Below are 14,776 nucleotides of genomic sequence, written 5' to 3' on the forward strand. Positions count from 1 at the left end.
CTACCGGGCGCCATTTACCTTGACTTGGGCGACGGGCGCATACTACAAAATCGCGTCCTGACAAAATCTCCGAGGAAAGGCGTCTTGTTGGACTCGTATGGCCGATAAGGACGACATACTGCTGAACTCCCGCGAAGTCGCGTTCCTGCTCGACCTGAGTCCGGACACGGTGAACGAGTTTGCCCGGCGCAATATTATTCCGGCCTTCAAGAAAGGCCGCCAGTGGCGATTTCGCAAGCGCGATATAACTTCTGTCAAACGTCAGTTGCGAGGCATCAATGCGGCGGCCTGACGCCACGCGCGCGCGAGTCACGCTGAATTCGCGTCGCATGCGGCCAAAATCGCCGTGCATTAGAAATCCTGGCTCGCACTGATCGCCTGGGCTGCGTCGAACCCAAGGGAGTTTTTCGATGTCTCAACCGCATGAGAGCCGTATCTATTCCGACCTGGCGCGTTTCTATGATTTTTTCTTCGGACGAGTCTTTGTCGGCCGCGAGCATGAGGTTATCGAAAGCCTGAATCTCAGGCCCGGTAACCGCGTGCTCGAGGTCGGCGTCGGCACCGGAATCGCGCTGGACGCATATCCGCCGTACGCGCATATTGTCGCGATCGATCCGTCGGCCGACATGCTCGAGCGCGCAAAAAAGCGCGCGGCGGAAAACGGCTGGGGACATATCGAGTTGCGCCAGGGCGACGCGCTCAACCTCGACTATCCCGACAACAGCTTCGACTTCGTTACCTCGTTTCACGTTCTGACCGTGGTTCCCGATCCGTACCGGATGATGTCGGAGATGGTGCGGGTGTGTAAGCCGGGCGGTCGGATCGCGATCACGACGCATTTCCAGAGCTCGAACCCGGTGGTCGCGGCGCTCAACACCATTGTCAATCCGATCACGCGGCAACTGGGATGGACCACCAGATTGCGCAAGCAGGACGTGCTCAAGGGCCATCCGATTACGCTGGAGCGCAACGAAAAGATCAGCCGGTGGTCGGTGCACTCGTTGATCATCGCGCGCAAAAACGCCTGAGCCGCCGCTGTCTCGAGAAATTCAAAAGCGAGACTGCATCGCGGAGACCCTTTGTGTTATCCGTGTTATCCGCAGCACTAAGTGAGCTCGGATTGCGATGGACTTTGATCGCGTGCTAGCGGAGAGTCGATCTATCGGATCGACTTAGGAATCGAGTCCGAATTGATCGAGCCCAAACGGCGGTATTTCCACTCGCCTTTGACCGCGCTGCGCTCAACCAACCCCAAGTTCGACCAGCAAGGCCCGAGGTGGCTGTATGTATCTTCCTATTTCCCTGGGAAGCGTCGTGGTGATCGTTATCGTACTCTGGTTACTCGGCGTGGTTTGATGAAGCGATGGCGCCACCTGGGTCGCGGTTCGATGCGATCATAGGCTGGCAAGACTGGAAGTTAGACTTACTGAGCAGATGGAAAGAGGATGTGTATGTTGCTTCTGATTATCTTGTTGATTTTGTTGTTAGGCGGAGGCGGGTTCTATGGCTACCGCCGCGGCCATTACGGACCGCGGGGAATGGGCTTGATGAGCATTGTGCTTATCGTCCTGGTTATCTATCTCGTGATGGGCGGCGGGTTCGGCCACGGCATGATGGGCGGCGACTCCGGACACGGGATGTATTTTCGGTGATCCCCGAGGACCTATGGTGCTGAGGCTATCAAGCTGGCGCTGACAGCACCCGAAATAAAATGAAAGCGCAGGGTCGTCTAGGATGCGTCACTTGCAGCCCGGTCCTAAGCGCGGCAGAGCATCCATTTCGGCACCCATCGAGCCAAGATTCACGAATGAAGGAGAGATGACAATGAAGAACGCGACTGCGAAAGATCCCGTATGCGGCATGAACATAGAAACGGCTACCGCCGTTGGACGAACCGAGTACAAAGGGCAGACCTATTACTTCTGCGGCTCCAAGTGCAAAGAGAAGTTCGATCGTAGTTCGGAGCAATACCTGGGCAAGTCTGCAGCAGCGCCGAAGAGCAGCGGCTGCTGCAGTTAAATCGCATTAGCCGGCCGGCGCAGATCCCGCGGTTGGCATACTTTCGCAAGTCGGATCGATATCGAACACTGTGAGATGAACCTTAAGCATGAAGGAGAGCCTATGCTGGTCAAATTATCCACTGACAAAACCGTGAGTGAAACTGCGGTTGCCTTGCAGGCTGCGGTCCAGGCCAATCACTTTGGCGTCATGCAGGTTCACAACCTCAAAGAGACCATGGCGAAGAAGGGCGTGGAGTTCCCCCGTGAATGTCTGATCTTCGAGGTCTGTCAGCCGCAACAAGCGAAGAAAGTCCTCGAGCAAAACATGAGCGTCTCGACCGCACTGCCATGCCGGATATCCATTTACCAGGAGGGCGGCAAAACCATTCTGGTTACTTTGAAGCCAACCACTCTTCTGGCGATGTTCCACGCGCCGGAACTTGAACGAGTAGCGCAGGAAGTGGAAGACACGATTGTTAAAATCATGAAGGAAGCGGCATCAGATTGATTGGCCGGACTTTGGACGCCGATTCGCCGCGACATACCTCAAGAGCCGTTGAATCGGTTTAGGGCCACGCGGCTATTGAAACGGAAGGTGACGTGAATCGACTCATCGCGATCGTTGGTGCGGGCGCAATCATCGCCTGCGCGTTTGCGCCTGCGCGCGCGGCCGACATGGCTGCCGCCAGGCAAAACTACAATACATTTTGCGCTAGCTGTCACGGCAGCAGCGGCGAGGGCGATGGTCCTGCCGCGGCGGCACTTAGTACCCACCCCGCCAATTTCTCGGATTGCGCCATGATGAGCAAGATGTCCGACGATACATTGTTCAACATGATCAAGAACGGCGGCGCCGCCATGGGTCGCAGCAAAGACATGCCGGCGTGGAGGTTGGGCTTCGATGACGGCGAGATTCACGACCTTGCCGCCTTCCTAATGACCTTCTGCAAGAAGTAGGCGCGACCGCGATGAGCGATGGCAATTCGATCCGCCTGCGGAACCTCGGCTTGAGGCGATAACGCTTGAGGTGATTGGTCGGACATGAAAGTCGTCGATCCGGTGTGCGGGATGCAGGTCGATCCGGCCAACAGCGCCGGATCGTTTGAATACAAAGGCACGAAGTACCATTTCTGTAGCATCCGCTGTCTCGAGAAATTCAAAAACGATCCTGACAGCTTTGTAACTCCTGCGGCGCCGAAGCCGGCAGCGGCAAGAAGCAGCGCTCCCATGCCAGTTGCGGCGGGTGCTCCTTTGTATACGTGTCCGATGCATCCGCAGATCGTTCGCTCAGAGCCGGGCAATTGCCCAATCTGCGGAATGACGCTGGAGCCGCGCGTCGTAAGCGCCGGTGAGGAGGCGTCGCCGGAACTGGCCGATATGACGCGGCGCTTTTGGATAAGCGCCGTGCCCGCGGCTGCGCTGATATTGATCGAAATGGCGGACATGATCCCGGGCCGGCCGCTTCAGCGCGTGATGCCCGCATCGCTGCGAACCTGGATCGAATTGGCGCTGGCAACTCCGGTCGTGCTGTGGTCGGGCTCGCCGCTTTTTGTTCGCGGCTGGGATTCGATCGTCAACCGCAGCCTCAACATGTTCACCTTGATCGGGATGGGTATCGGCGTCGCTTACGGTTACAGCTTGTTCGCAGCCGTCTTCCCGAGTCTATTTCCCGATTCATTCCGCGGCGCCGATGGCACCGTCCCGGTTTACTTCGAGGCGGCTGCCGCTATTACCGCGCTGGTGCTGCTCGGCCAGGTCCTTGAGCTTCGGGCTCGAAGCAATACCAGCAGCGCGATCAAAGCGCTGCTTGGATTGGCGCCAAAGACCGCACGCGCGATCAGGCCCGACGGCCGCGAGGAGGACATCGCGCTCGATCGCGTCGTCCCGGGAGATCGCTTGCGCGTGAGGCCGGGCGAAAAAGTCCCTGTCGATGGCGTCGTAGCGGAAGGGACCAGTTCGGTTGACGAATCGATGGTGACCGGCGAGCCAATTCCCGTTGAAAAGAAACCGGGCGACCGCCTGATCGGCGCGACCATCAATGGAACCGGTGGATTCATCATGCGCGCCGAGCGGGTTGGCAGCGACACTCTGCTTGCGCAGATCGTCCGCATGGTGAGTGACGCCCAACGCAGCCGCGCTCCGATTCAGCGGCTCGTCGATATCGTGGCATCGTATTTCGTCCCGGCCGTCGTGCTCTCGGCGGTGATTACTTTCATCGTTTGGGCGATCATCGGCCCGCAGCCGCGGATGGCCTATGCGCTGGTGAACGCGGTCGCGGTTCTGATCATCGCGTGCCCTTGTGCGCTCGGCCTCGCGACTCCCATGTCGATTATGGTTGGCACCGGCCGTGGCGCGACTGCGGGCGTGCTGATCAAGAACGCCGAGGCGCTCGAGATTCTCGAGAAGGTGAACACGCTCGTGGTTGACAAGACGGGGACGCTGACCGAAGGAAAGCCGCGCCTGGTCTCGGTCAGCGCGCTCGACGGGTTCACCGAGGCCGGCGTTTTGCGGCTTGCCGCCAGCCTCGAGCGTGGCAGTGAGCATCCGCTGGCGGTTGCGATTGTCGCAGGCGCTCAAGAGCGCGGGCTGACTCTGGTTTCCTCCGAGGACTTCAAGTCGGTGACCGGCCAGGGCGTGACCGGGCGGATCGAAGGCCGCGCTGTAGCGCTTGGAAATCAGCAGATGATGCGCGCGCTCGGCGTTCCCATCGAGGCTGTTTCTGCTGACGCCGACGCTCAGCGCAACGATGGCCACACCGTGATGTTCGTCGCGATCGACGGCCGTCCTGCCGGACTCATCGGCGTCGCCGATCCAATCAAGGCGTCCACCGCGGAAGCACTTAAGATGTTGCACGATGACGGCGTCAGGATTGTTGTTTTGACCGGCGACAATCGAATCACCGCGTTGGCAGTCGCGAAAAAGCTTGGCATCGATCAGGTCGAGGCAGAGGTGATGCCCGATCAGAAAGCGTCGGTGGTGAAACGATTGCAATCGGAAGGACGCATCGTCGCGATGGCCGGCGACGGTATCAACGACGCACCTGCGCTGGCGCAGGCGCAGGTCGGGATCGCGATGGGGACGGGTACCGACGTCGCGATGGAGAGCGCGGGCGTCACGCTGGTCAGGGGCGATCTGCGCGGCATCGCCAAGGCGCGGCGCTTAAGCCGGGCGACGATGCGAAACATCCGGCAGAATCTGTTCTTTGCGTTTTTCTACAACGTGCTTGGGATACCGATCGCCGCCGGCGTTCTCTATCCCGCGTTCGGCCTGCTGCTCAGTCCTATTATCGCCAGCGCCGCGATGAGTCTGAGCTCGGTGTCAGTAATCACCAACGCGCTCAGGCTCAGGAGAGTGAGTCTTTAGCCCAGGAGATCGACTTTTCATACGCCGGAAAGCTGCTGGCAGTGTCACGTTGACAACTCGATCTCAGGTTCGATAGGTGTTAGGCGCCGAGCGAGAAGACAAACGCAGCGTGGCTGATTCGAACAAACCCGATCCTGATTCCCGGGCCAACGACGAACGGGTTGAGGCGCTCGCCCAAGAGCTCGCCGACCGTCTGCGCGCGATGCCCAATCGCCAGGAACTCACCGACTACGCGGTCAGCCTGCTCAAGGAAAGCAACGAGGATGCGGGCGCGTCCGAGCAGGCGGCGGCGATGGTCGAGCGGGCGGCGCGCAACGATCCCTTCAACCCGATCGCATTTGCAATTCCACTGCTGGTGATCGGCGCGATACTATGCGCGACGGGAATTCTGGCCGGCGTAGGGCTGGGCGTAATCGGGATCGCATTGCTGATGGTGCTGTGGGGATTGATCGTTGCGGTCTTCGGCCGCTTCCGCCGGCAGGGGCAGGGGCAGGGCTGAGCCCTTGTATCTTGCGGTCAGCATCGCAAGATGGATTGAAACTTGGGCGCGGCATGAAGGAAGAATCACCTGCGCGGTGGGCGGCAGGGGCTGCGGGCCCTGCACCCGCAGTGAGAAGACGCGAAAATCTGCGCAGCGCATCTTTTCGCGACTACGCGAGCGGGGGGTGACTCCTGCACCCAGTGAAAAGTGATAAGACGAAGATGCGGGACTTGATCCGCGACGCGAACTCGGTCGCCGGGGCAAAATAATTGCTCCGGCGGTTCAACTTCTTCCGGCCGCTGCACCGCTCGGTTTCGTCCGTTCGAGCGTATAGAAATCCCGACTTAATGGGGCTTCTATGTTGCAGAACATGGGCAAAATTAGGTAGCCTTGCCCAGTATTTCGCGCGCGCTTGCGATCGAGCCTCAAGGACCGGAATCTTTTGCGGTGAATTTGCTCAAATTGTGGCGGGCGCCCCTGGCGGGCAGCTCCTGGGAGTTTAGGGTAGCGGATGGCCAAGTTTGATTGGAAGGAAACGAAACGCCAGATAACCGATTCGCAGGCCTGGCAGTCCATATTCAGACACGGATACGAAGACACGCCGCGCAACCGGATCCTGATGGTCTCCGGCAACGTGTGGCTGCATCTGCATCCGGCGAAAGTGCAAAAACACGCGGTGCGCATGCGCTTCACCTGGTGCATGGGCGGCATCACGTTTTTGCTTTTCCTGGTGACGGTGGTCACCGGCGTGTACCTGATGTTCTACTATCGGCCGACGGCGGAATACGCCTACGCCGACATGAAGTACCTGGAATTCGACATGCCGTTCGGGATGTTGATGCGCAATATGCATCGATGGGCCGCGCACGGAATGGTGATCGCGGTGTGGTTGCACATGTTCCGCGTGTTCATGACCGGCTCGTACAAGCCGCCGCGCGAGTTCAACTGGGTGGTCGGCGTGATCCTGCTGGTGCTGACGCTGCTGCTGTCGTTCACCGGATACCTGTTGCCGTGGGATCAACTTTCCATCTGGGCGGTGACGGTCGGCTCGAACATGGCGCGCGCCACGCCGCTGCTTGGACACGGCGGTCCGTTCCATGAAGTGCTCGGGGTGAATCCGGTTTACGACGCGCGCGCATTTATTTTCGGCGGCGCGGAAATCGGACCGCACACGCTGCTGCGTTTCTACATTTTGCACTGCATCTTTTTTCCCTTGATCGCGGGCATCTTCATGGCGGTGCACTTCTGGCGAATCCGCCGCGACGGCATGTCGGGGCCGCTCTAGCACGGGAGGCGGGCGGTCGATGGGAGGCGTGTTTTCATGGCTGTTGCACGAGGGAATCGTGCGCGTGCTGTCGGTGCCGATCGGGATGTCGATCGTGCTTTATCTAATGTACGTGCTGGCGGCGCCGGCTGCGTGGAGCGACGACGAGGACTGAGCGCCTCGTTAGGGATTAATCATGGCAAGCCGGGAAGGTAACGAAGGCGCCGTCGTGATGCGCGCGGCGGGAGCGGGCGCAGGCGGAGCTGCAGCGAGGACGCCGGCGGCCGGCGGGTCGAAGCGAATCGAAGTTCCGATCAAAAAGGCGGGCGGCGGCGAAGATAAGCTGCACACCTGGCCGTTTTTGGTGCGCAGCGAATTCCTGATGTCGATTCTGGTGATCATCGTTTTGACGGTGTGGTCGCTGTTGCTCAACGCGCCGCTGGAGCAGCCGTCGAACCCGACTCGCACGCCGAATCCGTCGAAGGCGCCGTGGTACTTCCTGGGCTTGCAGGAAATGCTGGTGTTCTTCGACCCATGGTACGCGGGCGTGGTGCTGCCCAGTTTCATTATCGTGGGCCTGATGCTGATTCCGTATCTGGACATCAATCCGAAAGGCAACGGCTACTACACGTTTCGCGAGCGATCGTTCGAGATTCTGACTTTCTTCATCGGGTTCCACATTTTATGGGTCTCATTCATCATCATCGGCACATTTTTCCGCGGTCCCGGATGGAATTGGTTCTGGCCCGGCCAGGTCTGGGATCCGCATCTGGTCGAGGCGCTGACCAACGTCGATTTGCCGTACATGTTCGGCTTCCGCGACTACCTGGCGTCGGCGCTCTTCGGACTGTCGCTGGTAGTCGGCTACTTCGTGGTCGGGTACGCGGCGCTATATTACTGGATACGATCGCGGCCGGCGGGCGATCCATGGTCTGCGTTTCCCGGCGGCGGTCCCGAGATATTGAAGAAATGGGGGCCGGTGCGCTTCGGCATCACGGGATTTCTGCTGATCGCGATGGCCGGGGTGTTTATCAAGATGGTGCTGCGGCACGCGCTCAACATCAAGTACATCCTGGTTACACCCTGGATTAACATCTGAAGTGGCCGCAACCCCGGTGTTTATCCTCGCCAAAGTACTGCAGGCGCTCGGAATCGCCGACGTCGGCTTCGCGCTGTACGTCGGGATGACCCAGCCGCACGGGATGGGGAAAGAATACGAGTTCACCGGGATCGGCGTTTTGGTTTTTCTCGCCGGCTACATCGTCGAGGTCCTGTGGGCTCGCGGGCGTGAATGACTATTGAGTATTTGTGAATATTTGGACGGCGGCCTCGCGGCGGCATTCGTAGCCGAGGACAGGATAAGAGCAGATGGCTGGCAGACCGGGGCTTGATCCCACTGAAGAAGGAAGATCGTACAGCGCGCTGTTCGTGCTGATGGTAGCGGTGTTGCTGGTGACCGCGGTCTGGTCGGTTTGGGACGACAACATCTCGCGCCGTCCGTGGAAGGAATACCAGGTCCAGTGGGATCGGCTGGCGTACGACAAGTACATGAAGGACGCGGCGGACGAGCAGAAGCGCCTCGACGCCGATCCCGAATACCAGAAAGTCTCGAAGCAGCTGGCCCAGGCGCGGATCGATCGCGACTCCGGCGCCACCGCGGCCAGGCTGGCCGCGCTGCGCGGGCAGTTGACCGATCTGAACAACGCTGCCGACGACAAGGATCAACTGGTCCGCTTCACCAAGTCGTATTTGACCGAGCGATGGTACGACTACAACCACGCCGTCCAGGAAAAGGAAGACCCGGGTCCGTACAAAAAGGAAATCGATCGGCTCAACGCCGAACTCGCGCGGGAAAGTATCGTCTCCGATAAAGCCAAGGACCATCTGCAGTCGGTCAAGGATCAGATCGAGGCGCTCAACTCGAAGGTCGAGAGCCTGGCAGATCAGATGAAGAAGCTCACCGCCAAGCTCGACGATTTCTTCGACAAGGCCGACACGTGGATGATCCCGGTCAAGTTCCGCAACACCATCCTGTTCCGTTATCCGAAGATTCCGAAGATCGAGCAGACTGCGATCGACGACTTCGACCGCAACGCCTTCGACGAGGCGATCGCGCGGGTCGATCGATGCCAGAGCTGTCATATGGGCGCCGACAAGAAGGGCTTCGAGAATGCGCCCGAGCCGTTTCGCACGCATAGCAACTTCGATCAGATCATATTGAAGCATCCGCCCGAAAAACTCGGATGCACGCCATGTCACGACGGACAGGGGCCCGCGGTCAGCTCGGTGCGGCTGGCGCATGGCGACGATCCGGATTGGGATTCGCCCATGCTCAGGGGCGACAAGATGCAGTCCCGATGCGTCAAGTGCCATATCGACGTGGGCTCGCTGCACGATGCGGCAGGCAAGCCGATCGCGGCGAACTGGGTCGAAGGGGAACGGATATTCGAGCAGTTGGGATGCGCGGGATGCCATCTGGTGGCGGGCTACGAGGACATGGCGAAGATCGGCCCGTACCTGAAACTCGCGTCGGCGAAGCTCGACCCGTCGTGGACCGTGCGATGGATCGCCACACCGCACGTCTTCCGGCCGCACACGCGCATGCCGGACTTCATGTTCTCGCGCGAGCAGGCGACTGCGCTGGCCGCGTTCATCCTGGACAGTTCGTCGAAGAATTCGAAGGCGTGGCTCGCGGCGCATCCCGAGACTGCGACGCTGGAGGCCGACGTCAAGAATCCGGCATTCATCGAAGAAGGCAAGGGGCTGTTCGAATCGGTCGGCTGCAAAGGATGCCACGCGATCGAGCCTGATCAATACGGAACTCCGGTCGGCGTTGCCGAGGGCTTCAAGCCGGCCCTGGCGCGCACGGCCAAGGACTTCGCGCCCAACCTGGGCAGGATCGCGGAGAAGACTTCGGCGGAGTGGATATATGCGTGGTTGAAGAATCCACGCGACTTCTCGCCGCACACAGCGATGCCGTCGCTGCGCCTGAGCGATCACGACGCCGAAGCGTTGACCGCCTTCCTGATGACCCATGGCGAGAAGAAAGAAGACGCCGGCGTTGAAACCGCACTCAAGGATCACGAAAAGATCAAGCAGGGTGAAGCGCTGGTGCGCAAGTATGGATGCTTCGGATGCCACGAGATCGAAGGGATGGACAAGGAGTCGCGCACCGGCGTCGAGCTGACGACCTTCGGCTCCAAGCATATCGACGAACTATTTTTCGGCAACCAGACTCAGATTCCCGAGACGTGGGATCAGTGGACCTCCCATAAACTCCAATCCCCGCGCATCTACGCGACCAGGGACGTCGAGCAGTCGATGCCGAATTTCGATCTCGACAACGCCGACATCAACAACCTGGTCGTGTTCCTGGCAGGCATGACGCAGGGCACGGTGCAGGAGCGGTACCGGATGCCGGGATCGGAGCATCAGACGCAAATCGTCGCGGGCCGGCGAATGGTCAATTACTACAACTGCGTCGGCTGCCATATCGTCGAGGATCGTGGCGGTTATATCCGCCGCTTCTACCCGGGAGATGAAATCAACTTTGCGCCGCCAATACTCAATGGCGAAGGCTTCAAGGTTCAACCCGAGTGGCTATTCGCATTCCTTCAGGGACCGACCTCGATTCGTCCGTGGCTCAAGATCAGGATGCCGACTTTTCATTTCAACAACGGTGAAGACGACACGATCGTGAATTACTTCACGGCGCTGTCGGACGTGAACGTGGTATATACCTTCATCGACACCAACCTGATTGGGCCGGCTGAGCTGGCGGCCGGCGTGAAGCTGATGACCAAGGACTACTTCAACTGCTTCAGTTGCCATCAGCAGGGCGACAAGAAGCCTGAGGGACCGGCGTCGGGATGGGCGCCCGACCTGGCGCTGGCGTATCAGCGGTTGAATCCGGACTGGATACTGAAGTGGATCGCAAATCCGTCGGCGCTGCAGCCGGGAACCAAGATGCCGTCGTACTATCCGGGCGGCCCCGACGACATCCTGGGCGGCAACCAGGACAAGCAGATCCGCGCGCTAACTGACTATATTTTCTGGCTTGGAACGCATCCGGGGGAGACACCAGCGGGCCAGGTGGCGACCGTTCCGGCAAAAGTGAGTAATGTGGCGGCCGCGGCGGCGAAAGTGAGTAAGAAGTAGGTTGTTATCGTTTAGTCGATTGAGTTGGCAACTGATTATTCGCTAAGCTGAGAGAGCTTGAGGTAACTAGCTAACACATACCAGCGATTTCGCAGGAGGGAATGGTAATGAACAAGTTTGGAGTTGTACTGGCGGCGTGTGCGGGTGTCGCGCTCAGCATGACCGTTGGCGCCAGCCTCGCGAGCGCTGCCGGCGGCACGATCAGCGGAACCATCAAGTACGACGGCACGCCGCCCGTGCCCAGGAAGGTCGAGGTGACCAAGGACAAGGAAGTATGCGCGCTGCATCCGCACTTCGAAGAGGACCTGGTCGTCGGCAGCGGCGGCGGAATCGCGAACGCGGTTGTGATCGTGAAAGGCGCCAAGGGCGAGATGAAGCCCGGCGAAGTACAGTTCGAGCAGAAGGGATGCGACTACGTGCCGCACGTGCTCGCGTTCCCGGCGGGCAGCACCGTGGATATCATCAACGCGGACGGGATTCTGCACAACATCCACACCTATTCGACCAAGAATCCGGCGTTCAACATGGCTCAGCCCAAGTTCAAGAAAGTAATCAAGGAAAAGATCGATCAGCCGGAAGTGATCAAGGTCAGCTGCGATGCGCACGGCTGGATGCATGCCTGGTGGGTCGCGACCGACACTCCGTACTTCGCAGTGACCGACGACAAGGGCAACTATTCGATCGCAGGCGTGCCGCCGGGCAACTACGAAATCGAAGTCTGGCAGGAAAAGCTCGGCACGCAGACTGAGAAAGTCGACGTGAAAGACGGCGCGACGGCGACCAGCGATTTCTCGCTGAAGCCGAAGGGCTGAGCGTTCGGGTGCGACGAAAGGAGTCGCGGGGCTGGAGCAATCCGGCCCCGTTTTCTTTGGAACAATCCCACTTTTCACTTTTCTCTGTTCGCCGGCGCGATATAATCCGCAGCGATGATTAAACGCCTCGATACGCTCGAAGTCGCGACCTCGGATCTCGCGGACGCAGCGTCGATCTATGAGAAGAACTTCGGCTTTGCCGTTGCCAGGCCGGCGGACGGGAGCTCGGCGTTGGTGAAGGTCGGCGGCGCGGAAATTCGCCTGGTCGCGGCGGCCGCAATCGATTCGTCGAGCGAAGGGATGACCGGCCTGTGGCTCGAGGCCGACGACGTCGATCAGGTGATAGCGGACTTTCGCGCCGCCGGTCTCGACGCCGGCGCGATTCGGATCGAATCGGGACGCCGCATCCTGACGATCGATCCCAAGCTGGCCAACCAGGTCCCGCTGTTCATCTTCGATCGCAAAGCCTGACTATCTCTGCGAAGTGCCGCGCGCCTACCCGGTCATGGAATGCAACTTTGGCTGGTCACGCCGAACACGGTAGTGGTCCTTTCCTGTATCCACTGATCGGTGCCACAGCTTGGGTTCTCGTCGATGCTGTCAACGCCTCCCGCATTGCCGGAAATATGCACATCTGTAATCACATTCCCTTCGTTGCCAAGGTCGATCACGATCCCGGCGTCGCCGTTGCTCTCGGCATTGAAATCGTAGATTCGATTCCCCGAACTTGGCTTCACACCCGCGCATTTGGTCCCGTGGGTGTCGTCGTCATGGCAGCCGATATAGACTCCAGTCCCGGTGTTGCTGCCGCTAGCGAAGGCGTTGACCTGGTTGCCCTTGCCGCCCTGTATCCAGACGCCATACACGGAGTTGTCGATGGCATCAAAATTATTGATGTTGGCGCCGGTGGCCCCGTTGAGGAAGATGCCCACCACGTTCCCGTCGGGTTCGACCCAGTCCGAGATCGTGTTCTTGCCCTGCACCTCGAGCCCGTACTTCCAGCCGGATGAAACCGACCCGCCGCCCTCGATGAATGCGCCGCTTGAACTTTTGAGGACATCAATCCCGGCTCCGGTCGAAGTCCCCAGCCCCGGACCCGTGACCGAATATTCGTGCACGTCCAGGATGGCGTTGCTCGCCTTGATGGCGATGCAGTCGCCCGCCGCCGTCAGTCCCTGCCCGCTCGAAAGGTCCGCCGTCACCGTGTAGGTGCCCGCCTTCGTAATCGTGCAGCCGCACACCGCAATCGACGCGCCGCATGCCGTCGTCGATGCTGACGCTTTTTCTTCTTGGGCCCGTGCGGCGCCGTGAAAGAGCAGTAAGGCGACTGCGAGCGCGGCGGCGCTCCGTATCCATTGTCGTGGTTGGAGTTGGTGACGGTTCATATTTTGCTTTCTCCGTTGGCGGATTGTTCGCGGGCGAGCCGCGCCGCGGCGCCGATGCCGCGGCGCAAATTGAAAAGGGCCATTTCCGGAATTTCAATTTTGGGCCACGATTGAAGATGGCTTATATCCGAACGCCCCGCCCGTCACAACCGCCAGCCCGGGTTTCGCTCAGCTGATTACGTAGCTGCGATCTGCAACCGCGTGCGCGCGCTCAGACCTCGGTGGTGAAAGTCGCGCGCACCGCTTCCTCGAGCCTGCGCGTCAGCTCGGTGCGGTCGGCGCTGCGCATTGCTTCGGTCGCGATCGGCTTTCCAATCGTCATGCGCATCGCGCAGCCCGGGGTCACCACCTTCGCGAGGCGCGGGAAAATAAGGCCGGACCCGCTGATCGACATCGGCACCGCCGGCAACTTCGACAGGATCGCGAGCCACGCGGCGCCGTCTTCGAACTCGTGGACCCGGTTGTCGCTGAAGCGATGGCCCTCGGCGAAGACGCAGACGTCGAGGCCGCTGCGGATGATCTGAATCGCCTTGCGAATTGCCTTGCCACCGGCCTCGCGGTCGATGATCACGTGACCGCCGCGCTGCATCGCGTAGCCGACCACCGGGATTTTGAGCAGCTCTTTTTTGGCGACGAAACGAGGCTCGCCCGGTATGAACGCGGCGACGGCGAAGATGTCGAAGAAGCTCTGGTGGTTTGCAACGAGGATGTACGACTTCAGGCCGGCGAGATTTTCAAGACCTTCGATTTGCACCTTGATGCCGCAAAGCCCGATTATTCCGCGGCCCCATGCGCGACTGATCACCGTGACCGCGTGCGGCTTGCCCATCGTGGCCGCGATCGCCGCGGCGATCGCGCAAGGCGCGGTCCATAGCACTGACAGAAGCGTCGCGGCGACCCCCCATGCGAGGTTGAAGATGCCGCGCGGCGCACCGGCGGCGTACGGCGAAGCCTGCGCGTGATTGGCCATGCCCGAATACTCTGCCCGCTGGCGCCGCCGCGCTGCAAGCGCGTCGCGGATGCGCCGATTGGCAGTACCCGTCCGGCGGGGCGCGGAAAGTTGACACTGCCCTGACGGCGTCGGTACGCTGATCATGACAAAGCAAAGCCGAGCGCCGAGGACCCAATGGGACGAATCACCGGGTTTCAGCAGTTTCTCCAAATCCTGACCGTGCCGGATAACATCCCGATCATCGCGATGATGATCCTGGTGATGTTTTTCACGTATATCGCGCTGAAGCAGGGCCGCCGCAACGATCAGCTGATCGAGCACGGCCATCGCGAGCGCATCATCGACGAGATGAGGAAGTAGC

At 60.0% G+C, this 14,776-nt stretch carries 18 protein-coding genes; 16 read left to right on the forward strand and 2 right to left on the reverse strand.

Annotated features, from left to right (window positions below):
* Positions 1-97 precede the first annotated feature (97 nt).
* The 15 genes from VIO10_RS11005 (at position 98) to VIO10_RS11075 (ending at position 12,549) form a co-directional block, all read left to right on the forward strand.
* Positions 98-292: a helix-turn-helix domain-containing protein gene (locus tag VIO10_RS11005; protein WP_331963721.1), complete on the forward strand. Its 195-nt coding sequence runs from the start codon at positions 98-100 to the stop codon at positions 290-292.
* A gap of 118 nt (positions 293-410) precedes the next feature.
* Entirely contained in the window at positions 411-1,028 is a 618-nt protein-coding gene (locus VIO10_RS11010) for a class I SAM-dependent methyltransferase (protein WP_331963724.1), read from the forward strand.
* A gap of 423 nt (positions 1,029-1,451) precedes the next feature.
* Complete coding sequence (locus VIO10_RS11015; RefSeq protein WP_331963726.1) at positions 1,452-1,652, forward strand: DUF3309 family protein; 201 nt, start codon at positions 1,452-1,454, stop codon at positions 1,650-1,652.
* Between the two features lie 172 nt (positions 1,653-1,824).
* The gene (locus VIO10_RS11020; RefSeq protein WP_331963728.1) at positions 1,825-2,019 is read left to right on the forward strand and encodes a YHS domain-containing protein; all 195 of its coding nucleotides are present in this window, start codon (positions 1,825-1,827) and stop codon (positions 2,017-2,019) included.
* 75 nt (positions 2,020-2,094) lie between these two features.
* Entirely contained in the window at positions 2,095-2,508 is a 414-nt protein-coding gene (locus VIO10_RS11025; RefSeq protein ID WP_331963731.1) for a DUF302 domain-containing protein, read from the forward strand.
* 92 nt (positions 2,509-2,600) lie between these two features.
* Entirely contained in the window at positions 2,601-2,957 is a 357-nt protein-coding gene (locus VIO10_RS11030) for a cytochrome c (protein ID WP_331963734.1), read from the forward strand.
* A gap of 84 nt (positions 2,958-3,041) precedes the next feature.
* Complete coding sequence (locus tag VIO10_RS11035; RefSeq protein WP_331963737.1) at positions 3,042-5,363, forward strand: heavy metal translocating P-type ATPase; 2,322 nt, start codon at positions 3,042-3,044, stop codon at positions 5,361-5,363.
* Positions 5,364-5,472: 109 nt separating this feature from the next.
* A complete protein-coding gene (locus VIO10_RS11040; protein WP_331963740.1) occupies positions 5,473-5,862 on the forward strand; it encodes a hypothetical protein in 390 nt (129 codons plus the stop codon).
* A 493-nt stretch (positions 5,863-6,355) separates the two neighbouring features.
* Positions 6,356-7,129: a cytochrome b N-terminal domain-containing protein gene (locus VIO10_RS11045; RefSeq protein ID WP_331963743.1), complete on the forward strand. Its 774-nt coding sequence runs from the start codon at positions 6,356-6,358 to the stop codon at positions 7,127-7,129.
* Positions 7,130-7,148: 19 nt separating this feature from the next.
* On the forward strand, positions 7,149-7,283 hold the full coding sequence (locus VIO10_RS11050) for a hypothetical protein (RefSeq protein WP_331963746.1): 135 nt from the start codon (positions 7,149-7,151) through the stop codon (positions 7,281-7,283).
* Positions 7,284-7,304: 21 nt separating this feature from the next.
* Entirely contained in the window at positions 7,305-8,207 is a 903-nt protein-coding gene (locus tag VIO10_RS11055) for a hypothetical protein (protein WP_331963749.1), read from the forward strand.
* 1 nt (position 8,208) lies between these two features.
* Positions 8,209-8,403: a hypothetical protein gene (locus tag VIO10_RS11060; protein WP_331963752.1), complete on the forward strand. Its 195-nt coding sequence runs from the start codon at positions 8,209-8,211 to the stop codon at positions 8,401-8,403.
* Positions 8,404-8,476: 73 nt separating this feature from the next.
* On the forward strand, positions 8,477-11,266 hold the full coding sequence (locus VIO10_RS11065) for a c-type cytochrome (RefSeq protein WP_331963755.1): 2,790 nt from the start codon (positions 8,477-8,479) through the stop codon (positions 11,264-11,266).
* A 107-nt stretch (positions 11,267-11,373) separates the two neighbouring features.
* Entirely contained in the window at positions 11,374-12,078 is a 705-nt protein-coding gene (locus tag VIO10_RS11070; RefSeq protein ID WP_331963758.1) for a carboxypeptidase regulatory-like domain-containing protein, read from the forward strand.
* Between the two features lie 114 nt (positions 12,079-12,192).
* The gene (locus VIO10_RS11075; protein ID WP_331963761.1) at positions 12,193-12,549 is read left to right on the forward strand and encodes a VOC family protein; all 357 of its coding nucleotides are present in this window, start codon (positions 12,193-12,195) and stop codon (positions 12,547-12,549) included.
* 32 nt (positions 12,550-12,581) lie between these two features.
* On the opposite strand, the gene VIO10_RS11080 is transcribed toward VIO10_RS11075, so the two are convergent.
* Positions 12,582-13,463, reverse strand: a complete 882-nt coding sequence (locus tag VIO10_RS11080) for a right-handed parallel beta-helix repeat-containing protein (protein ID WP_331963764.1) — start codon at positions 13,461-13,463, stop codon at positions 12,582-12,584.
* A 211-nt stretch (positions 13,464-13,674) separates the two neighbouring features.
* Complete coding sequence (locus VIO10_RS11085) at positions 13,675-14,433, reverse strand: lysophospholipid acyltransferase family protein (protein WP_331963767.1); 759 nt, start codon at positions 14,431-14,433, stop codon at positions 13,675-13,677.
* A 156-nt stretch (positions 14,434-14,589) separates the two neighbouring features.
* Between VIO10_RS11085 and VIO10_RS11090 the strand changes: the two genes are divergently transcribed.
* Positions 14,590-14,775 carry a hypothetical protein gene (locus VIO10_RS11090; RefSeq protein WP_331963770.1) on the forward strand — a complete coding sequence of 62 codons (186 nt, stop codon included), beginning with the start codon at positions 14,590-14,592 and terminating at the stop codon, positions 14,773-14,775.
* Position 14,776: the final 1 nt, after the last annotated feature.

The sequence above is a fragment of the Candidatus Binatus sp. genome (assembly GCF_036567905.1).
Lineage (GTDB): Bacteria > Desulfobacterota > Binatia > Binatales > Binataceae > Binatus.